Origin of the sequence: Streptomyces panacea, from assembly GCF_040560175.1 — a bacterium.
Lineage (GTDB): Bacteria > Actinomycetota > Actinomycetes > Streptomycetales > Streptomycetaceae > Streptomyces > Streptomyces panacea.
In genome coordinates this window covers 1-19576 of the sequence record NZ_JARJHW010000012.1, presented here as the reverse complement: position 1 = coordinate 19576, position 19576 = coordinate 1, and the positions used below count along the sequence as shown (strand labels likewise).

General features: G+C 71.6%; 16 protein-coding genes and 1 pseudogene. 11 read left to right on the top strand and 6 right to left on the bottom strand.

Annotated features, from left to right (window positions below; genetic code table 11):
• Positions 1–81: 81 nt before the first annotated feature.
• The gene (locus P3L51_RS05250; RefSeq protein ID WP_435594377.1) at positions 82–1434 is read right to left on the bottom strand and encodes an ABC transporter substrate-binding protein; all 1353 of its coding nucleotides are present in this window, start codon (positions 1432–1434) and stop codon (positions 82–84) included.
• A gap of 273 nt (positions 1435–1707) precedes the next feature.
• Here P3L51_RS05250 and P3L51_RS05245 point away from each other — a divergent pair, with 273 nt between their 5' ends.
• Together P3L51_RS05245 and P3L51_RS05240 are read left to right on the top strand one after the other, a co-directional pair.
• The gene (locus P3L51_RS05245; protein ID WP_354603847.1) at positions 1708–2736 is read left to right on the top strand and encodes a LacI family DNA-binding transcriptional regulator; all 1029 of its coding nucleotides are present in this window, start codon (positions 1708–1710) and stop codon (positions 2734–2736) included.
• Between the two features lie 147 nt (positions 2737–2883).
• Positions 2884–3721: pseudogene (locus tag P3L51_RS05240) on the top strand (alpha/beta fold hydrolase).
• A gap of 22 nt (positions 3722–3743) precedes the next feature.
• Here P3L51_RS05240 and P3L51_RS05235 read toward each other — a convergent pair.
• Positions 3744–4847, bottom strand: a complete 1104-nt coding sequence (locus tag P3L51_RS05235) for a medium chain dehydrogenase/reductase family protein (protein ID WP_354603845.1) — start codon at positions 4845–4847, stop codon at positions 3744–3746.
• Between the two features lie 155 nt (positions 4848–5002).
• On the opposite strand from P3L51_RS05235, the gene P3L51_RS05230 reads away from it, so the two are divergent.
• Positions 5003–5668 (top strand): histidine phosphatase family protein, encoded by a 666-nt coding sequence (locus tag P3L51_RS05230; protein ID WP_354603844.1) that lies wholly within the window; start codon positions 5003–5005, stop codon positions 5666–5668.
• A gap of 19 nt (positions 5669–5687) precedes the next feature.
• Here the strand turns inward: P3L51_RS05230 and P3L51_RS05225 are convergent, their stop codons facing one another.
• The 3 genes from P3L51_RS05225 to P3L51_RS05215 all read right to left on the bottom strand — a co-directional run bounded on the left by P3L51_RS05225 (position 5688) and on the right by P3L51_RS05215 (position 11754).
• Positions 5688–10184, bottom strand: coding sequence for a HEAT repeat domain-containing protein (locus P3L51_RS05225; RefSeq protein ID WP_354603843.1), 4497 nt, complete (start codon positions 10182–10184; stop codon positions 5688–5690).
• Positions 10185–10298: 114 nt separating this feature from the next.
• The gene (locus P3L51_RS05220) at positions 10299–10670 is read right to left on the bottom strand and encodes a DUF952 domain-containing protein (RefSeq protein ID WP_354603842.1); all 372 of its coding nucleotides are present in this window, start codon (positions 10668–10670) and stop codon (positions 10299–10301) included.
• Positions 10671–10755: 85 nt separating this feature from the next.
• Positions 10756–11754 carry a phosphotransferase enzyme family protein gene (locus P3L51_RS05215; protein ID WP_354603841.1) on the bottom strand — a complete coding sequence of 333 codons (999 nt, stop codon included), beginning with the start codon at positions 11752–11754 and terminating at the stop codon, positions 10756–10758.
• Positions 11755–12358: 604 nt separating this feature from the next.
• Here P3L51_RS05215 and P3L51_RS05210 point away from each other — a divergent pair.
• Complete coding sequence (locus tag P3L51_RS05210) at positions 12359–13573, top strand: Cmx/CmrA family chloramphenicol efflux MFS transporter (RefSeq protein ID WP_354603840.1); 1215 nt, start codon at positions 12359–12361, stop codon at positions 13571–13573.
• 51 nt (positions 13574–13624) lie between these two features.
• Positions 13625–14338: a TetR/AcrR family transcriptional regulator gene (locus tag P3L51_RS05205; protein WP_354603893.1), complete on the top strand. Its 714-nt coding sequence runs from the start codon at positions 13625–13627 to the stop codon at positions 14336–14338.
• Positions 14339–14835: 497 nt separating this feature from the next.
• Here P3L51_RS05205 and P3L51_RS05200 read toward each other — a convergent pair whose 3' ends face one another.
• Positions 14836–15381: a hypothetical protein gene (locus P3L51_RS05200; RefSeq protein ID WP_354603839.1), complete on the bottom strand. Its 546-nt coding sequence runs from the start codon at positions 15379–15381 to the stop codon at positions 14836–14838.
• 380 nt (positions 15382–15761) lie between these two features.
• On the opposite strand from P3L51_RS05200, the gene P3L51_RS05195 reads away from it, so the two are divergent.
• The 6 genes from P3L51_RS05195 to P3L51_RS05170 form a co-directional block, all read left to right on the top strand.
• On the top strand, positions 15762–15962 hold the full coding sequence (locus P3L51_RS05195) for a recombinase (RefSeq protein ID WP_354603838.1): 201 nt from the start codon (positions 15762–15764) through the stop codon (positions 15960–15962).
• Positions 15963–16119: 157 nt separating this feature from the next.
• Entirely contained in the window at positions 16120–16434 is a 315-nt protein-coding gene (locus P3L51_RS05190) for a hypothetical protein (protein ID WP_354603837.1), read from the top strand.
• Positions 16435–16727: 293 nt separating this feature from the next.
• Positions 16728–17072, top strand: a complete 345-nt coding sequence (locus P3L51_RS05185; protein ID WP_354603836.1) for a nuclear transport factor 2 family protein — start codon at positions 16728–16730, stop codon at positions 17070–17072.
• Between the two features lie 79 nt (positions 17073–17151).
• Positions 17152–17574 carry a hypothetical protein gene (locus P3L51_RS05180; RefSeq protein WP_354603835.1) on the top strand — a complete coding sequence of 141 codons (423 nt, stop codon included), beginning with the start codon at positions 17152–17154 and terminating at the stop codon, positions 17572–17574.
• 29 nt (positions 17575–17603) lie between these two features.
• Positions 17604–18857: an epoxide hydrolase family protein gene (locus tag P3L51_RS05175; protein WP_354603892.1), complete on the top strand. Its 1254-nt coding sequence runs from the start codon at positions 17604–17606 to the stop codon at positions 18855–18857.
• 3 nt (positions 18858–18860) lie between these two features.
• On the top strand, positions 18861–19576 hold a 716-nt coding region (locus P3L51_RS05170), incomplete at its 3' end, for a Clp protease N-terminal domain-containing protein (protein WP_354603834.1).

Below are 19576 nucleotides of genomic sequence, written 5' to 3'. Positions count from 1 at the left end.
AACGGGGGGTTTGAAAACGGGGGGCGCGTCCCGGCGGCCGGGCCGGTCGGGTGAGACCGGCCGCCGGGACTGCCCCGCCGGTCAGCGCGTGGCCTTCTTGATGCGCTCGTCCGTCGTCTTCCACGCCGCGTCCGCGCTCTTGCCCTGCGCCTCGATCAGCTGGAGACCGGCCGAGAACGCGTCCTTGATCGTGCCGTCCTTGCGCCCGAGGACCTGCTCGTCCGGGATCTCCTTCGCCGCGTCACCGAAGATCTGACCGATCGGCGCGTCACTGAAGTAGGCGGACTTGCCGTTGGCCACGGCCGGCATGTCCAGCGCGGTCTTCGAGGACGGGAAGTTGCCGAGCTTCTCGAAGATGTACGCCTGCTGCTCGGGCGCGGTCAGCCAGGCGATGAGATCGGACGCCTCCTTCTTCACGGGGCTGCTCTCCACCACCCCGAGGAACGCCCCGCCCCAGTTGGCGCCCTTGGGCGCCTTGGCCACGTCCCACTTGCCCTTGTTCGCCGGTCCCGCCTTCTCGCTGATGTGCGAGAGCATCCACGCGGGGCAGACCGCGGTGGCGAACGTGCCGTTGGCCAGTCCCGGGTCCCAGCCGGGCTGGAACTGCCGCAGCTTGGCGGTCAGTCCGGACTTGGCGGCGTCGGCCGCGAGCGCCCAGGCGTCCTTGACCACGGGGTTGTCGTCGTAGATCAGCTCGCCGCTCTTGTCGTAGAACTGCTGCTCGTCGCCGTAGATCATCGCGTTGAACAGACCGCTCGAACTGTCCATGAAGGCGAGCTTCTTGTTCTTGGTCCCCTGCTTGAAGTCCCGCCCGACGTCGACGTACTTGGACCAGTCGCCCGCCCACAGCTTCTCGACCTCGGCGCGCTCGGTCGGCAGTCCCGCCTGCTCGAACAGGTCCTTGCGGTAGCAGACGGCCATCGGGCCGATGTCCGTGCCGAGTCCCAGAAGCTTGCCGTCGTCCGTGGTGACCTGGCTCGACTTCCACGGCAGGTAGTGGTCGAGACCGGGCGTCTTGGACAGGTCGGCGAACTTGCCCGACTGGGTGTCGACCAGTTCCTTCGCCCGGCCTATCTCTATGCCCTGGATGTCCTTGAGGCCGCTGCCCGCGGCCAGGTGCGTCTGGAGCGCCGTGTAGTACGTCTGCTCGTCGCCGGACACGTCGGCCTCGATGACGATGTCGGGATTCTCCTCCATGTACCGGTCGAGGAGCCCCGACTCCTTGAACCCCATGACGCCGAACATCCCCATGCTGACGACGGTCTTGCCGTCCTTCGTCTTCGCCTTGTCCGTGTCGCCACCGCCTCCGCAGCCGGCGACGAGCACGAGCGACAGACCGGCCGCCGACACGGCGGCGAGCCTCGGAAAGCGGGACGGGAGGCGGGACGGACGAGCAGAGAAAATGGAACCGAAGCGATGACGGGCGGTGCCCATGTGCTTCCTCCTTGCGGGGCGCTCGACGCGCCGAAAAGTGACTCGATGAACAACACCGGACGCGGGCCCGGCATCCGGTGAACGGGAGAATGGGAGCGCTCCCAGTCGGTTGTGGAAGACTCTGCGGAGAACGTCGCACCGTGTCAAGAGTTGAAGACATTTCCGTTGCCCGGAGATGTCCGGCGCCGAGAGGGGCGGAGCGGTACCTCGCGGGTCAAGTGCCCTGCGCAGGCGGTAACCGGGCCGCCTCCGGGTCAGAGATCAGGAGAAGCCATGAGCAGCCCCAAACACCGAGGTCAGCGGCCAACTCTTGAAGCCGTCGCCGAGCTGGCGGGGGTGGGACGAGGGACCGTTTCGCGGGTCGTCAACGGTGCGCCCGGCGTCAGCGCGAAGGCCCGCGCCGCTGTCGAGACGGCCATCACGCAGCTGAACTACATACCCAATCCGGCGGCGCGCAGCCTCGTCACGAGCCGGACGGACTGCGTCGCGCTGGTGATCCCCGAGTCCGAGAGCCGGCTGGCGGCGGAGCCGTACTTCTCCGCCGTGATCCGGGGCGTGAGTACGGAACTGGCCGACACCGAGATGCAGTTGCTGCTCATCCTGGTGCGTGACCGGCGCGAGCTGGACCGGCTGACGCGCTTCGCGGCGGCGCGCCGGGTGGACGGCGTGCTGCTGGTGTCGATCCACGACGACGACCCGCTGCCCGGCCTGCTCGAAGAGATGCGGATGCCGACCGTCCTGGCGGGCCGTCGCTCGCCCGACGAGTCGCTGAGCCATGTCCACTCCGACAACGTCGGGGGCGCCGCGACAGCCGTACGCCATCTGATGGACGGCGGGCGCACCACGATCGCGACGATCACCGGGCCGCTCGACATGGACGTCGGCAACAGCAGGCTCCAGGGCTGGCGCGAGGCCCTGGCCGAACGGGGCACGGCGGTGGACGAACGCCTCGTCGCGGTCTCGGACTTCACCGAGGAGGGCGGGCGTACGGCCATGAGCGACCTGCTCGACCGCGCCCCGGGCATCGACGCCGTCTTCGCCGCGTCGGACGTCATGGCGGCGGGGGCACTGACGGAACTGCGCGAGCGGGGGCGGCGGGTGCCCGACGACGTGGCGGTGATCGGCTTCGACGACTCGGTCATCGCCCGGCACACGACGCCGGCGCTGACGAGCGTGCGGCAGCCCATCGAGGCGATCGGGCACTCGATCACGAGGCTGCTGCTGAAGGAGATCGCCGAACCCGCGACGGCTCACCGACAGCTCGTGCTGCCCACGACGTTGGTCGTGCGTGACTCGACGTGAGGGCGACTCGACATGAGGGCGACTCGACGTGAGGGCGTGACTCGACGTGAGGGCGTGACTCGGTGTCGCACCAGCGGTCGACGCCGTCGGCCGGGCGGCCGAGAATCCCGGATGCCGCTGGTGGGCGCCGCTGACAAGGTCTGCGCGATGCCTACCTACTACGCGTCTGACGGCACACGTCTCGCCCCTCACGTATTCGGTGAGGGCGCTCCCCTGGTCCGCCTGTCCGGCGGGCCCACGCAGTCCGCCGACCACCTCGGCGAGTTGGGCGGTCTCTCGGCGCACCGACGGCTGATCATGCCGGATCCCCGTGGCACCGGCGGGTCCGCCGTACCGGAGGACCCGGCGTCGTACCGCCGCGACCGGCTCGTCGACGGCGTCGACGCGCTGCGCGCATCTCGGTCTCGTCCGGACGGACCTGCTCGGTCACTCCGGCGGTGCGGATCCGGCGACGCGGTACGTGGCCCGCCACCCGGAGCGCGTCGGCAGGCTCGCGTCGATCACGCCGAGTCTCTGGACGGCCGGTATCCCGGTCCCGGGGGAAGTGCGGCGGGAGAGGGCGCGGCCTCGCCACGACGAGCCGTGGTTCCCGGCGGCGTACGCGGCGCCGGAGGCGATCACCGAGGGCCGTGCCACCGCCGACACCTGGCAGGCCGTCACGCCGTTCCCCTACGGCCGTTGGGACGAGGAGGCCCGGGCCTTCGAGGCCGCCGGGGAGGCGCAGCGCGACGAGGGGGCCGCGGGCGCGTTCGCAGGGGAAGGCGCCTTCGGCCCGGACGCCACGCGCCCGGCGCTCGGCCGATTCGATGGACCGGTGCTGCCGCTCGCGGGCGAGGTCGACCCCGGGGGCCCGCCGGTCGCCGTGACCGAGTTCGCCGGGCTGTTCCCGAAGGCCGGACTCGTCGTACGGCCCGGCGCCGGGCACTTCCCGTGGCGCGACGACTCCGACCGGTTCGCGGCGTCCATGGCGGCGTGCGTCATCTGAACGACCGCCCGGCGGTGGGGAGTCACACCTGCCCGATGTCGCTCTCGCGGTGTCCTCCGCGCCCGTCCCGCGCGGCGTCCGGGATCAGCACGACCTTTCCCGTCACCGTGCCGGATTCGGCCAGGCTCATCGCCTCGGCCGCCCGCGACAGCGGCAGACGCGCGGCGACCTGCGGCTTGATCTCCCCGTCGGCGAGCAGGGTCAGCACCTCGGTGAGGTCGGCGGCGAGCCGCGCCTGGAAGGCGTCGGCGCGCCGCTTGCCCGCCCAGATGTTGAAGAAGTGGGCGCTCTTGCCGTTGGGCAGCGCGTTCCAGAGCTGGAGCCGGCCGATGAGCTTGAGGACGGGCAACTTGGACGAGCCCTCCGCGTCGCGGGTCGAGGCCGTGCCGTACGACACGAGCGTCCCGCCGGGGGCGAGGAGCCGGAACGACGCGACGATCCCTTCACCGCCGACATGGTCGAAGACCGCGTCCACACCGTTCGGAGCGATCTTACGGACCTCCGCGGTGAGGTCGGGCGTGCGGTAGTCGATCGGGATGGCGCCCAGTTCCCGGACGGTCTCCTGGTGCCGGGCGGATGCCGTCCCGATGACACGGGCGCCCGCGCGGCGGGCGAGCTGGACGAGGGTGGATCCGACACCGCCGTTGGCGCCGAGGACCAGCACGGTCTGGCCGGCCCGCACATCGGCGACACGGTGCAGCATCTGCATCGCGGTGATGCCGTTCACCACCAGGGTCTCGGCCTCGGCCGCGTCGACATCGGCGGGCACCTCGACCAGTTCGGCCGCCGGTACGAGCAGATGGCTGGCCCAGCCGCCGGTCTTGGTGAGCACGGCGAAACGGCGTCCGACGAGCGACGCATCCCCGCCGGTCCCGACCGCCGCCACGGTGCCGACGACGTCGTAGCCAGGAGTGAAGGGGTACGGCGGCTGGTCGTAGTACTTACCGCGCCGCATCTGCTGCTCGGCGAAGGAGACGCCGGACGCCTCCATCACCAGGAGCACCTGGCCGGGGCCCGGAGCGGGCACGGGCTGCTGCCGCACCTCAAGTCCGGCCGGCTCGACAACGCCGGGCAGGACGATCTCGGTCATCACCGCTCGGTCGCCGGCCTGTCGCAGATCGTTCATGACAATCAACCCCTCGATGTTCTTCTCGCTTGCGTTAGAAGCTATAACTAGAGTGTTAGCTCATTGCGAGGCGATGTCAAGCGGGAGCTCCGGGGGCAGGGACGGGTGAGGGCGGGCCGGGAACCGGCCGGGGTGCGGCGCGCGTCCGTCCGGACATGGGCAAGATCACGAACACCGGCGAAGGCCCGAGCACACCCGGGACCGCGACAGCCACGCGCTACCTCTACCTGACGCGGCACGGTGAGGCCTCGGCCGACGAGAGCGACCTCACGGAGAACGGCCGGCGTCAGGCCGTACTGCTCGGCGAACGGCTACGAAGCGGTCCGCTCTCGGCCGTCCGGCACGGACCGCTGCCGAGGGCGGCGCGCACGGCCCGCCTGATCGTCGACCAACTGGACGGTGTGGAGTGCGAGTTGTCCGATCTGGCGGGCGACTACATTCCGTATGTGCCGCACGCGCGCGAGCTGCCCCCGGACCACGCGGACGCGATGCTGGAGCACCTCGGGCGGTTTCCCGCCGAAGACCGCGCGCGGGGACCGGAGTTGGCGCGGGACGCGCTCGCGCGCTTCACCGGGCCGGTGGAGGGTGACGAGCCGCGCCACGAGCTGGTGGTGACGCACAACTTCCTCATCGGCTGGCTCGTACGGGACGCCCTCGACGCCCCGCCCTGGCGGTGGATGGGACTCAATCACTGCAACGCGGCGCTGACCGTCATCCGTTACGCCCCGGACCGGCCGTCATCCGTGCTGCTCTACAACGACATGGGGCATCTGCCCGCCGAACTGCGCTGGACGGGCTTCCCTGCGGAGTCGCACGTCTGAGCCCGCCCCCGGTGTCGCGTCACGACACCGACGCCGTCGTTCCCTCCTCTTCGATGCCGATCGCCATGATCCGGTCGAGCACGGACGTGTAGACGGAGCGCCTGTCGGGACGTGCGTGGTCGGCCGTGTGCCGGAGCGTGGGGGCCGCCCGCCGGCCCAGGCGCAGCAGGCCGTCCACCGCCGCGCCGCGTACGACCGGGTGGGGGTGGTCGAGCAGGGCGACGATCGCGGGAACGGCGGGCTCCCAGCCCGCGTGAGTGAGTGTCCGGACAGCCGAACGCACCACGTCCGGCTGCGGATCGCTCAGCAGCGACGACGTGTGGCGCAGGTACGTCGCCCGGTCGAAGAGTGCTCGGGACACCCGGTGGGCGTGCAGACGGACGCGAGGCCGGGGATGGTGCAACAACTCGTCTATCAGCGCGCGCAGTTCGGGATCGCCGGGGGCCGCCTTCGCGCGGGGGTGTTCCTCGGTGAGACGGGTGAGCGCCCGGCGGATCTGATCGGGGCCGCCCGTACGGGCCAGATGCAGCAGATCCTGGTGGGAAGGCCCGCCGGGGTCTCCCGCCGGCTGCGTCAACCGGCCCCGTACGTCTGCGAGTTGACGTCCGCCCGCCGGGTCGCGCAACGGTCCGTCGACCAGGAGAAGGCTGTCGGCGACGCGGTCCCGGCCCTCCGCGCGCAGTCGGCGGCAGATCTCCGTGAGCGCGGGGGTGCGAAGCAGCGTACGGCCGGCGAGCAGGTCGAGGAATCCCCACGCGCCCGCCGCTACGCGCTCCCCGAGGAGCACGGCGAGCGTATCCGCCGGGACGGCCCTCAGAACGGGGCGGACGGCTTCCGGAGCCTGCTGCCACCACTCCAGGAGGCGGGGTACGAGCGGTTCCAGGACGCCCGGGTCCAGCAGCCCGGCCACCCGGGCCAGCCGGTCGTAACGGATCTCGTCGGCGTGCGGCTCCGCCCCTGCCAGGGCTGCGAGCGCACCGGTCGGTACGGCGTCGGCCGGGATGTCGACGTCGACGCGGCCGTGGAGGTACGCGCGCAGCACCGCCGAACGGACGTCGGGATCGGGCCACTTGAGGAGCGCGAGGGCGGCGGTACGACGACGGCCCCGGTCGGGTGCGTCGAGCATGTCCAGCAGACGCGCGCGCAGGGCCGCCGAACGTGGCTGGTCCAGGTCGTCCGCGCGTACCGTCCGGTCGGCTGTCCGCGCCGTCGACCCGTCGGATGACGCGGTCTCGCCGAGGGTCCAGGGCGGCGCGTCCAGGGGCTGGAGCGCCGTCATGCGGTCGAGGAGGGCGGACCGGGTCGCGGGATCGGCGGACGGGTAGTCGTCGGCCAACGCGGCAAGCAACGCACGGGAGTTGGGCGTGGTGAGGGCTGCGGCCGGAAGTCCGTCCCGGGGGGCGTCCGGGATCCCGAACGCCTCGCGCAGTACGGCTCCCTCGGAGCGCGCGGTAGCCGCCGCCGCGAGTGCCTGATCCAGATCGGCGCGCACCAGCGCCACGCCGCAGCCGCGCAGCACGGTCAGCGTCGGAGTGGGCGCGGTGCCGGGCAGCGCGCGTACGGCGGCGGCCACGGCCTGCTTGTCCACCGCCGGGAGCGTGGGCGCCAGCTCTCCGAGCACGGACAGGACGCCCCGCCCGCCCTCCGCCGATGTCGCTTTGTCCGTCAGGCAGTTGAGCAGGACCCGGAGGTACCGCGCGTAGGTCCTCTTCTCGTCGTCGGACAGTCGGCTCGGGCGGATCGCGACCGCCACCCGCACCAGTCGCACCCGTGTGTCGGACAGGGCGTCCGGCATCGAGTCGGCCAGGCCGAGCCAGTCCGCGTGCGTCCGCCGCAGTCCGTGCGGCGGGAGGCGCGCGGGCAGCTCGGGACGTCCCGCGATCCGCAGCGCGACCGCCGGCTGCCAGCCGCCGGTCTCCAGCGCGTCGAAGTCGGAGGGCGCCGGCTCCTCGGCCTGGGCGCTCTCCGCGAGGCACGCGCCCAGCAGTTGTCGGGCGCGCGGCTCCTCCGTGCGGTCGAGCGCGGCGCGCACTGTCGCCTCGTGGGCGGGGCCGAGGATGGCCCGCAGCGCCTCGACGAGCGCGGTCCTGAACCCTGGATTGTCGTGGCGGCCGAGCCAGTTGAGCAGCTGGGGTACGGCGGCCGCGGTGCCCGCCCGGGCGAGCACGCCGGCCGCGGTCTTCTTGATGTTCATGTTCGGGTGGTCGAGACAGTCCGCGACGGCGCCCGCCGCCCAGCGCGCCCGTGCGTGGCCGAGGGTGAGCAGTGACTGCCGTACGGTCTGGATGTCGTCGGCGGTGGTGAGGGTGATGAGGCTCGCCGAGAGCGCCTGCGCGTCGTCTCCGTCGGAGTCGCGGGCGAGCAGCGCGATCACATGTTTGCGCACGTGGGGGTCGCGGTGGCGGAGCAGCCTGTGCACGCGCGGCCGGATGTGCGGGTAGGGGATTCGGGTCAGCAGTTCGAGGAGGATCACCCGCCGGCCGTCGGTCGTCTCGGGGCGGTCGAGCAGTCCGAGCACCATGGTCGCGGCGAGTGCGTTGCCGGCCGCGTCGGCGTCGGGCGCGTCGAGCAGGCAGGTCGGTCGGATCCTGCGCCGCGCGTGGAGCCGGCGCCCCAGTTCCCGTACGGCTTCGAGGACTTCCCCGGGCACGACGGGCTCACCGGTGGCCGCCGGTCCGTCCGGCGGCGGGGACGCGGGCGGCCGGATGCCGGGGGGTCGGGAGTCGGGCGGCCGGAAGCCGGGCGGCCGGGAGTCGGCTGGCCGTTCGGTCAACATCCTTTCCGCAGAGGCCAGTTCGGCCACCACGTCCAGGAGGAGATCGGCGATGACCGGAAGCGTGCCCGCGCCTCCGTAGGCGGCCAGTCCGCACAGCGCCGCCACCGGTTCGCCCCGGTCCACGCGGGCGCCGAGCAGGGCCAGTTCGCCTTCGTCGGGGCCGCCGAGATCGGCGGCGATCCGTGGGGGCAGGTCGGCGGGGTCGAGACGTACGAGGAGGGCGCGCCGCTCCCCCGCGTCCTCGGTGAGCTGCCAGAGCAGCTCAAGTGCCCTGTGCCGTACCGCGCGCAGGTGCGGTGCGACGACGCTCGCGCCGTCGGCTGCCGTGAGGCCGAGCCCGTCCCTCAATGCCGCTGCGGTCCGCGGTCCCCCGATGGCCTCCAGGGCGTCGAGCGCGGCTGCGGGCTCTGTCGTCAGACGCGCCAGTACGGCTTCTTCGGCGGGCGTGTGCCGTAGCGCGCGCAGCGCGTCGAGGAACGGCCGAGGAGTCGAAGTCGCCGCGAGCGCACGGGTGATGGCGTCGCCGACGGGGAGTTCGCCCGCGCCGCCCGTGCCCTGTCCGGCCAGCGCGACCAGTAGGTCCAGCCCGCGCGGCCGGCTCGGATCATCGGCGGGGACATCGGTCAGCAGCCGGAACATGTCCTGTCGGCAGGTGAAGAGGATGGTCGCGATGTCGCTGGGCGCGATGGCGTGGTCGGCCAGCGCGAGTGCGACGACGGCGGGAACGTCCCGGCCGGTGACGAAGTGCCCGCGCCGGTGGAGCCCTTGCAGGCACGCCACGGCCGACTCGCCGAACAGCAGCGGGTCGCGTGTGGCGACGGCCGTCAGCTCGCCGATGTCGTCGCGTGTGGCGAGCGATCCGAGCAGTTCCAGGGCGCGGCGTCGCAGCCGGGGCGGCAGGTCCGGGTCTTCGACGGCCCGCCGCAGTACGCCGTTGTGGCCGTGCCGGGCGAGCGCGGTGAGTGCGGCGTCGGCCACCTCGGGTCGTACGGTGGCTTCGGCGGCGGTCAGGAGGGGGGACAGCCGACCGGGCGGCAGGGGCTCCAACACCGCCCAGGGCTCGGCGAGTTCGGCCAGCGCGGCAGCGACGGTCCGGGCATCGGCGGCGAGATCGAGCAACCGCGACAGATGATCGCGGACGAGCCCGGCCGCCAGGACTCCGGCGTGCAGCCCTTCCCTCGCCAGCCTCAACGACTCGGCCACCAGCACCCGATCGCCACTGTCCGCCAGCTCCGCCACCAGCAGTCGCGGCCGAGGGGTATGCGCGATAACCGTCCCCCGTACGGCCTGGTGGAGCGGTTCTCCGGCGGGCTCCCGGCGGACGGTCGTCGGGTCGTTGGCGATCTCGGCGCGCAGCCAGGCGATCTCTACGCGCACGGGTAGCCCGGCCGTCCGCCATGCCGGGGCGCGGCCCGCGACGGCGTACGGCTTCGGCACGTGCGGTCCGAGCCGCGCGTACAGCTCCGCCAGGGCGAGCGAGTCCTCCGCCGCCCAGGTGTCGGGCGGCGCTCCGGCGGCCGACAGCGCTGTGGGCAACAGGGCGCCGAGTTCGGCCGGTTCACCGGACGCGACCCGCTCTCCGAGGAGCGCCAGCCCCAGCGACCGTACGCGCGCGTCCGCGTGCCGAAGGAGCCGCTCGAATACCTCCGGCGGGCAGACGGCGGAGTCCAGCAGCACGGACAGCCGACCGGCGTCGGCCCGCCGGAACGCGTCGTCGAGTTCTTCGTCCATCGGCGTCATCGCGGTCGATACTAGGGTCGGCCTCACCGGCCCCACCAGCGAGATTCGGCCCGGCTCAGCTGCCCGGGGAATCGGTGCGGGCACCGGGCGGGGCAGGCGGTCGGCCGCCGGTCGTCACCGTGCCGTGGAGCCGTCCCGCGCGATCAGGCCCCAGTCCCGGCCGTCCTCGGCGCGGACCACATCCATCTGCTGGATCACGGCGTCACGGTTGAGGGGCCCCAGGAGCCGTGCCATCCGGAATCCGGGCTCGTGGGCCATGGGCGAGTGGGCCGGCGGGGGCACCCACTCGACCGGGACGTCGACCCTGGTCTCGTCGACCACCAGGACGAGTCCGGGCGTGTCCTCGTGGAAGCGCGCGACCGCCTTGAGGACCGCCGCCTCCGTCGGGGAGCAGTGGACGGTACCGTCGCGGGCCAATGACGGCGGCGCGTAGGGCCGATCGGGATCGGCCAGCCAGTTTTCCAGTACGGCGAAGTGATAGAGCATGAGGTGGTTATAACCGCTCCGGACGGAGCCGCAGGCGTGCGCACCGACACACTCACCGGATCGGACCACACGCACCGAGCGGCGCCTACGCCTCCGCCGCGAGGCTCTCCACCGTGCTGGTCAGCGCCTTCCACGCCTGCCGCACGTCCGGGGTCCCGTCGTGCGGTGCGCGAAGCGAACCGAGGAATTCGGCGATGTCGTTCAGGGCCCAGCGGAGGCGGTGGAGTGCCAGGGCCGAGGGATCCGGTTTGCGGCCCGCCGCCTGCTCGTACCGCGCGAGGTCGTCGGGGCCGTCCGCGACCAGCCAGAGGTCCCGCTCGGGTACCGCGAGGCCCACCGTGTCCCAGTCGAGCAGCAGCCGCCGCCGCTCCCCCGTCCGCAGCACATTGCCGGGGTGCGGCTCGCCGTGTGTGATGACGAGCGGCGCGTCGCGCGCCCTCAACTCCCCCACCCGCCGGTCGAATTCGCCGAGCCGGGAGCGCAGGGCGGCGGCGTGGTCCGCGAGCAGTTGTCTGGCGGGTTCGGCGAACGGTCCGAAGCCGTCCCAGGGGCTGCCCGTCTCCCGCAGCGCGACCTCCAGCCGGGGGCGCGTCGCGAACTCCGGTGGCAGCACGCGGGCCGAGGCCGGCGGAGCCGTCCGGTGGAGCCGGGCGAGCAGGTCCAGCACCAGGTCCCGGTCGTGCGCGGTGAGGGGATCGCCGAAGTGGCCCGGCGTGCCCGGCACGAGCGGGAACACGCTGACCGCGTGCCCGCTCCCCAGTCGGCGTACCGTCTCGCCGTCGGCGGTCCGCACCGGCGCCACCACGAAGTCCAGGCCGTGCGGCTCCGCGTCACGCAGCGCGACGGCGGTGTCCATGGCGTCCCGCAGACCACGGAGGGCGGCCTCCGGGCCGTCTCCGAGCCAGCTCTTGTGCGCCGGATCGGCCACGGTCACGAACCACCGCCGCTCTCGCGTGTCGGTGGCGGTCCAGTGGTGGTCGCCGAAGCCGACGGGGGCGTACTCCCAGATGACGGGGTCGATCCCCCACGCGTTCAGTGCTTGCCGCACGTCGGAGTCTTCGATGCCGACGGGTCGCTCTTCCATGCCCGCGAAGCTAGGTCGTGTCTTCAAAGTCCCGCCTGGCCCGCGACGCCTGACACGGCACCTCGCCGCGTTCTCGGAGTCGGCCGAGTACGCCCGGTACGAGACCGATCCTCCGCCTTGCGACGCACCGCACCAGCCGCCGCGGGCCCCGCCCTGCGGGCGGACGGCGCTACTTCGAAGACACGACCTAGTGGCCCGTCGCCGTGCCCGCACATCGTTATTCGGGTGGAGAGCACAGGGCGCGGGTGGTAGTTTGCCGATCATGAGCAGCCCCGAGTCCGACAGACTCTAGCCACCGGTCGCCCGGTGGCCGATCCGCTGTCGAGTTGACGCCGCAGGACCGTGCCTGGTCGTGGGCGGGCGCTCGGTACGGCTGTTGCCGCCGGTCCACCGTCGTGTGGGCCGCCCTTTCCGCGTCTCCCGATCCGTCCATTCGGTCCCGGCTGTCCGTCCGTGAACTCTCCGGGCGTGCCTGGCTGTTGGCGGTTCTCCGCCGCGTCGCCCTATGTCGTGACGCACCGTCATGCCGTACGGGCGCGGCCCACCTCCCCCTCGCTTCACCTCACGGTCCGTCAACTTCTCCTGTCTTCCTTGGGGTTCCTCCATGCCATTCGCTGTCTACGTGCTCGGGCTCGCCGTCTTCGCCCAGGGCACCTCCGAGTTCATGCTGTCCGGGCTCGTCTCGGGCATCGCCGAGGATCTGAGCGTGTCCATCCCCGCCGCCGGTCTGCTGACGTCGGCCTTCGCCGTGGGGATGGTGATCGGCGCGCCGTTGATGGCGCTCTTCAGCCGTAGGTGGCCGCGCCGCCGCGCGTTGTTGATCTTCTTGTCCGTCTTCGTAGCTACGCACGTCGTCGGCGCCGTCACCCCCGGCTACGAGGTACTGCTCGCGACCCGGATCGTCGGAGCCCTGGCCAACGCGGGATTCTGGGCAGTCGCCCTGGTCGCCGCCATCTCGATGGTCGAGCCGGCGGCGCGGGCGCGTGCCACGTCGGTCGTCGTCGGCGGTGTCACCGTCGCCTGCGTGGTGGGCGTGCCCGCCGGGGCGCTGCTGGGTGAGCACCTGGGGTGGCGGGCCGCGTTCTGGGCGGTGGCTCTCGTGTCGCTGCCGGCGCTCGTCGCGATCGTGACGTCGGTCCCGGACGAGCGGCCCGCGGCGACGACCGCGACCGCGGGCCCGTCGGCGGGCGTCGAAGCACCGCCCACCGTGCGCGAGGAGTTGCGCTCCCTCACCGGCCGGCGCGTACTGCTCACGCTGCTGACGATGGCGCTCGTCCAGGGCGCGACGTTCTGTGCCTTCTCCTACCTCGAACCGCTCGCCACCCGTGTCACCGGACTCGGCGCGGGATGGGTGCCCGCCCTGCTGGCCCTGTTCGGGGTGGGGTCTCTCGTCGGCGTCACGCTGTCGGGCCGGGTCGCCGACGCGCGGCGGAGCGTGTTCGTGGTGGCCGGCATGGCGTCCCTGGCACTCGGCTGGATCGCGCTGGCGCTGAGCGCGGTGAGTCCGGTGGCCGCGGTCGCGCTCGTCTTCGTCCAGGGGATGCTCGCGTTCGGCACTGGCTCGGCGATGATCTCCCAGGTCTTCCAACTGGCTCCCGGCGCACCGACCTTGGCCGGTTCCTTCGCGACGGCGGCCTTCAACATCGGCGCCGCGGCCGGCCCATGGCTCGGCGGGCTCACCATCGACGCGGGCTTCGGCTTCCGGTCACCGGTCTGGGTGAGCGCGGCGCTGATGGGTCTCGCCCTCGCGGTGGCCGGTGTCGCCCGTCTTGTCGCCGTGTTTGCCCGAGTCGACTCACAAAAGCTACAGTTGCAATGAAAAGCTAGAGGCTCTAAATCTAGAGTCTCTGAGTAACGAAAGGCTGTGACTATGCCGGTCGGCAAGGACACTCCTCGGCAGCGCTACCGCGAGCACGTACGTGCGGAGATCAAGCGGGCCGCCTTGCGGCAGATCGGCGACGGCGGCCCCGCGTCGCTCAGTCTCAACGCGATCGCCAAGGAGTTGGGGGTCACCGGCCCGGCACTCTACAAGTACTTCGGCAGCCGGGACGCCCTGCTGACCGAGCTGATCATCGAAGGCTACGAGGATGTCGCCGCCGCGGTGCGGGCCGAGGCCGCCCGCACCGCGGACCGGCCCGCCCGGGAGCGGCTGCACGCGCTGGCCGCCGTGTACCGGAAGTGGGCCGTCGAGGCCCCCCATCTGTACCAGCTGCTGGCGGGCGCGCCGTCGCCCGGCTACGAGGCCCCGAGCGAGACGGTCGACAGCGCGCGAGCCGTCCTCGGCCCGTTCCTGGCGGTGCTCGCGCAGGGGTCGCCCCGGCCGGCGGCCGGGGCCCTGGAGGCCGAGCTGGGCGCCTGGGACGAGAGCACACCCGCGGTGGCCGAGTGGGTACGGGCGTACGCCCCCGACGCCGATCCCGGTGTGGCCCTCGCGGGCGCGGTCACCGTCTGGTCGCGGATGCACGGGGCGGTCAGCCTGGAGGTCCAGGGACAGTTCACGGGCATGGGACACCGGGGAAGCACCCTGCTCACGTCCGAGATCGACGCCCTCGCCGACGCGATGGGGCTGCCGGCGAGCCCGTAGGACCGACCGACCGCCGTGCCTGGACAAGGACTGATCGCCCTGCCCGACACGGCCCCCGAGCGTGAGCCCGGTTCGGGACCCGCCCACCTCGCGCTGCCGCGCCGCGACCCCCGAGTACGCGGACCCGTCCACGAACGGGGCCGCCTCCGCCGAAGGCGTGCCGTACCCGGCGCCCGAGGCGCGGCTCCACCACAAGGCGAAGGCGCCACGCCCGAGGACGAAGAAGACCTCACCGCCACGCTGCCGCTGCCGGGCGATCAGTTCCTCGCCAACCGGCGGCAAACCCGCCCCGAATCCGAGTACCGCGACCCGACGGCCGACGAGTGGCACGCCTTCGAGGGACACTTGGACACCAGAAAAGTCGAGCTCGCCCTGTGCGGGCGCCCCTACGGCAGTCCGTGCAACCACGAGCACGCCTGCTTCTCTGAACTATCGCTTGGTTCCCTCCGAATGAGCTGTCGAGCTCATCCATGCCGGTAGGCGCGGACCTCACGACTTCAGCACACCTTCCCGATCTTCAATGCTCGCGCCCGCTCTCCACCGTTCTCCGGGCGGATGCGCTCGGCCAGGCAGTGCCGGTGGGAGATGATGGTGTGGCTTCCTGGACCGTCGCTGCTGCGCGAGTCCAAGACGAGGGCGTCTCCACCTGGGCCCAACGTGATCGGTTCACCACAGAAGTCGCAGCTCCAGACCAGCGACTCCAGGTCGGCAGGTCGGATGGCCAGCCGCACTGATACCGGCGGATGCCAGCGGCGGATTCGCTCGATCACTGCATCGATCCGTGAACCGATGGGTGGAAAGAGCGCGAGTAGTTCGTCGTGGCTGCCCGTGGTCCGGGAGAACTGCTGGATCATGTCGATAGAGGCCGACAGACCAGCGTTCTCGTAACCAACGATCTCAACGAGCACACCCCATGGGCGATGGCTGAGGACCCTGGCCTGCACCTTCTGGCCAGGCATGAGCGCCAGACTCTCCGTCTCGAATCTTTCCATGAACCGCTTCCCCATCCCTAAGCCCAGCAGGCCGCGCCCGGTGGCGCTCATCCACGCGTGTCGCTCGATCCCACGGCACCTCCACCGCGTTCAGGAACCGCCACCACCGCAGCAGGTCCACGCCATACGAGCGGACGGTCGCCGCCGTCTTCCCGGCTGCGAGCAGTTCCTGAAAGAACACTGCGGCAGGCACCACAGCCGCGCCGTCTGCGTTGACGAGCCGGTAGGGCTCGTACCGGTCGCCGGTCTCCACCAGCCGACCCCACCGAGGAACGGTCAACCTCGACAGATTCCGCTCGGGCACACCATCGTTCATCACGACCGCAGACCGTACTGGTCGACAACCTCCCCCGTGCCCTGAACTGCACAATCAATGTGGTTCGTTCAGTCAACGGGGCATCCGCTGCCCCGTACTACAGGTGAACCGGGAAATGATCAGGCGGCCGGAAGAGATCGAGCGCGACCTCCTCTCCCGGCGGGAACGCGCCGAGACGGAGGGCTGGAAGGGTGAGATCGAGGGCATCGATCTCACCCTCCAACTACTACGCCAGAAGCACGCCGACGCAACCCGCTTTGCCCGGCGCACGGGCCACGTTTCGCCGGGCATTCCCTCGGTCCGCCCTGCGACCTAAAGGCGCACCAGTGCGCTGAGACGATCAAACTGGCGTGAGCTAGTGCTCTGACCCCAGAGGTTCGCCGGGTTGGGGTCCGTGCGCTTGCTGGTGCTGTGATTCCCCCTCCAGGGGTGTGACTGGCACTTCACCGCACGGGCCCTGGCAGAATCTCCGCGTGATTCGGAAGAGGCTCGACGCGCTCGCGCAGATGATGGACGAGTACCTGGCCATGCCGTTCCCGAACGGGTTCCGCGGCCTGGACGTAGAAGGCCAGGACATGGTCATGCTCGACGCGGACACCGCCGGCTACATCTACCGCGTCCTCGATGGCCCCCTCCCCGAACCGTCCAGAGGAGGCTTGATCAGGTTGGTGGGGGTGTTCGAGAAGGTTCTTCCGGCGATCAGCGACGAGTACGCGAGCAAGTACTACACACGGGCACGCGACGTGGCCGTGCTGGCTGCCGAGATCGAAGCCATGCGCGACAAGTAGTTCTCTGCCGGGGGGCGTTCGCCAGGCTGGCGGTCGTGGCGGTTGTGGCGGTTGGATGTGCGGCCTCAGCAATCCGGTGAATCTATGCGGTCCGAGCATCAGTGGTTCTCCAGATGGTGCAGTTAAGGTTCAGCGGCCGACCATGGGGGCGATCTCCTCGAAGGGCACCACGAGCAGCGCCAGGCCGACCGAGTCGGCCAGCACGCCGCCGCGCGGCAGCTTGCCGGCCGGGCCGGCGGCGGGTGCACGGGGCGGCTCCGGCGCCCGACCCGGATGTCGCCAGGCAGCGCGAGGTGGTGGATACGTTCCTCGCGGCGGTGCGGGACGGCGACTTCGACGCGCTCGTCGCGCTGCTCGACCCGGACATCGTGGTGCGTTCGGACGGCGGCACGCTGCGTCCGGGCGGGCTCGTGCGCGGCGCGGCGGCCGTCGCGGGCGGGGCGATCTTCGCGGCCCGGTTCGCCGAGGTGTCTCGGCCCGCGCTCGTCAACGGCGCGGCGGGGGTGGTCGTGACGGCGGACGGGCGGCCGGTCTCGGTCCTGGCGTTCACGATCGTGCGGGGCACGATCGTCTCCATCGTCATCCTCAGCGATCCCGAGCGGCTGGACCGGCTCGATCTGACGGTCATGGAGGGGTGAGCGAGGGGCAGGCCGGCGGATTCTTCCTTCTCGTCAGGCAGGCTTGACGTCAAGCCTGCCTGACGAGAAGGATGAAGTCATGTCCACACCTGACGAGTTGGAACGCCGGTACACGCTGCCCGGCGCCGTCGCGCGCTACGACGCGCTGCGGACCCGCGACGCCCTGGCGTCCCCCGCCGACGAGGACGCCCCCGAACACCCGGATGCGGACGCGCTCACACGCGGCGAGTCGCTGGAACTGCTCGCGCTCGGCGAGGTGATCGCCCGCAAGGCGGGATACGGGCGGCAGCTCTCCATACGGTCCGCCCGCCGGAGCGGCGCCTCGTGGTCGCAGATCGGCGCGGCCCTGGGCACCAGCAAGCAGGCGGCCTGGGAGGCGCACCACCGGTGGATCGACGAGCAGGCACGGGAGACCGGCGCCGGGCACTGGGGCTGGGACGCGGACGAGGTGGCGGCGGCACGCGCGCTCGCCGGTGAGCCGGACGGCGGCGGCGCCCGGTGAAGGAGCCCGGCACGGACACCGCGTTCGCGATCGAACCGTTCGTCATCGACATCCCGCAGACCGACCTGGACGATCTGACCGCCCGCCTCACCGCCACCCGGTGGCCCGACGAACTCCCCGGCGCCGGCTGGTCCCAGGGGGTGTCGCTGCCCTATCTGCGGGAGCTCGCCGAGTACTGGCGTACGGGCTACGACTGGCGGGCGCAGGAGGCGTACCTCAACCGGTTCCCGCAGTTCACGACGGTCATCGACGGCGCCACGGTCCACTTCCTGCACATCCGCTCCGCAGGCGCGCAGACCGGCACGGACACCGGCGCGGACGCCCGGCCCGACGCGCTGCCGCTGCTGATCACGCATGGCTGGCCCGGATCCGTCGTCGAGTTCCTCGACGTCATCGGCCCCCTGACCGACCCCGGCGCGCACGGCGGCGACACGGCCGACGCGTTCGACCTCGTCATCCCGTCCATTCCCGGTTACGGCCTGTCCGGGCCGACCCGCGAGGGCGGCTGGGATGTGCACCGAGTGGCCCTGGCCTGGGCCGAGTTGATGCGGAGGCTGGGGTACGGCCGCTACGGCGCACAGGGTGGCGACTGGGGGCACGCGATCACCCGCGAACTCGCCGCGGTCGACGGCGACCACGTCGTCGGGATCCACCTCAACACGCTGCTGACCCTCCCGCCGGACGACCCGGCCGAAGCCGCCGCCCTCAGCGACGACGACCGCGCCCGGCTGGACCGGCTGATCGCCGCCGAACCGGAGATGTCCGGCTACGCGAAGATCCAGGGGACCCGGCCGCAGACACTGGCGTACGGCCTGACGGACTCCCCCGTCGGTCAACTCGCCTGGATCGTGGAAAAGTTCATGGAGTGGACGGACTCCACGCGGACGCCCGAGGACGCGGTGCCACGCGACCGGCTCCTCACCAACGTCATGCTCTACTGGCTGACCGCGACCGCCGGATCGTCCGCCCGTCATTACTGGGAAGCCGCCCACCCGTCCCGCCCGCCGCGCGGCGGGCGGCTGACGACGCCCACCGGCGTGGCGGTCTTCGCCGCCGATCCGGCCCGGCCTGTGCGGCAGCTCGCCGAGCGGGACAACACCATCGTCCACTGGTCGGAGTTCGACCGCGGCGGCCACTTCGCCGCCCTGGAGGAGCCTGGCCTGTTCACCGACGACGTCCGCGCGTTCTTCCGCCGCTTCCGGGCTCCCCCCCCCACCGTCACGACACCCCCGAGAAGGCGTCAACTACGAGTTGACACTCTCCTCGTGTCAACCTACGGTTGACACATGACTCATCCCATCCGGCTCGACGATCTGATCGACGCCATCAAGAAGGTTCACACCGACGCTCTCGACCAGCTGTCCGACGCGGTCATCGCCGCGGATCATCTGGGCGATGTCGCCGATCACCTGATCGGCCACTTCGTGGATCAGGCACGACGCTCCGGCGCCTCATGGACCGACATCGGCCGCAGCATGGGGGTCACCCGCCAGGCCGCCCAGAAGCGGTTCGTCGCCAAGCCGGGCGAGGGGTCGGACCTCGACGCCAGCCAGGGGTTCAGCCGCTTCACCGACCGGGCCAGGAAGGTGGTGATGGCCGCCCAGGAGGAGTCCCGCGCGGCGGGCAACGACCAGACCCGGCCGGAACACCTCGCGCTGGGACTCCTGAGCGAGCCCAAGGGCATCGGCGCGCGGGCCATCGTCGCGCAGGGCGTGACCGCGGAAGCCGTACGCGACGCGGTCGAGGCGGTCCTGCCGCCGGCCGTACCGAGCGTGCCCGAACTCATTCCGTACGACGCGGGCGCGAAGAAGGCCCTGGAACTGACGTTCCGCGAGGCCCTGCGCATGGGGCACAACTACGTCGGGACCGAGCACATCCTGCTCGCCCTGCTGGAGTTGGAGGACGGCAAGGGGGTGCTCAGTGGGCTCGGTCTCGGCAAGCCGGCGACCGAGACGTACGTCTCCGAGGCGGTGGCCGCGATCGTCGCGGCGCACGAGGACGA

Coding starts and splice junctions, on each gene's coding strand:
- P3L51_RS05250 (WP_435594377.1), bottom strand. CDS start 1,434: ATGGGCACCGCCCGTCATCGCTTCGGTTCCATTTTCTCTGCTCGTCCG.
- P3L51_RS05245 (WP_354603847.1), top strand. CDS start 1,708: ATGAGCAGCCCCAAACACCGAGGTCAGCGGCCAACTCTTGAAGCCGTC.
- P3L51_RS05235 (WP_354603845.1), bottom strand. CDS start 4,847: ATGAACGATCTGCGACAGGCCGGCGACCGAGCGGTGATGACCGAGATC.
- P3L51_RS05230 (WP_354603844.1), top strand. CDS start 5,003: ATGGGCAAGATCACGAACACCGGCGAAGGCCCGAGCACACCCGGGACC.
- P3L51_RS05225 (WP_354603843.1), bottom strand. CDS start 10,184: ATGACGCCGATGGACGAAGAACTCGACGACGCGTTCCGGCGGGCCGAC.
- P3L51_RS05220 (WP_354603842.1), bottom strand. CDS start 10,670: ATGCTCTATCACTTCGCCGTACTGGAAAACTGGCTGGCCGATCCCGAT.
- P3L51_RS05215 (WP_354603841.1), bottom strand. CDS start 11,754: ATGGAAGAGCGACCCGTCGGCATCGAAGACTCCGACGTGCGGCAAGCA.
- P3L51_RS05210 (WP_354603840.1), top strand. CDS start 12,359: ATGCCATTCGCTGTCTACGTGCTCGGGCTCGCCGTCTTCGCCCAGGGC.
- P3L51_RS05205 (WP_354603893.1), top strand. CDS start 13,625: ATGCCGGTCGGCAAGGACACTCCTCGGCAGCGCTACCGCGAGCACGTA.
- P3L51_RS05200 (WP_354603839.1), bottom strand. CDS start 15,381: ATGAGCGCCACCGGGCGCGGCCTGCTGGGCTTAGGGATGGGGAAGCGG.
- P3L51_RS05195 (WP_354603838.1), top strand. CDS start 15,762: ATGATCAGGCGGCCGGAAGAGATCGAGCGCGACCTCCTCTCCCGGCGG.
- P3L51_RS05180 (WP_354603835.1), top strand. CDS start 17,152: ATGTCCACACCTGACGAGTTGGAACGCCGGTACACGCTGCCCGGCGCC.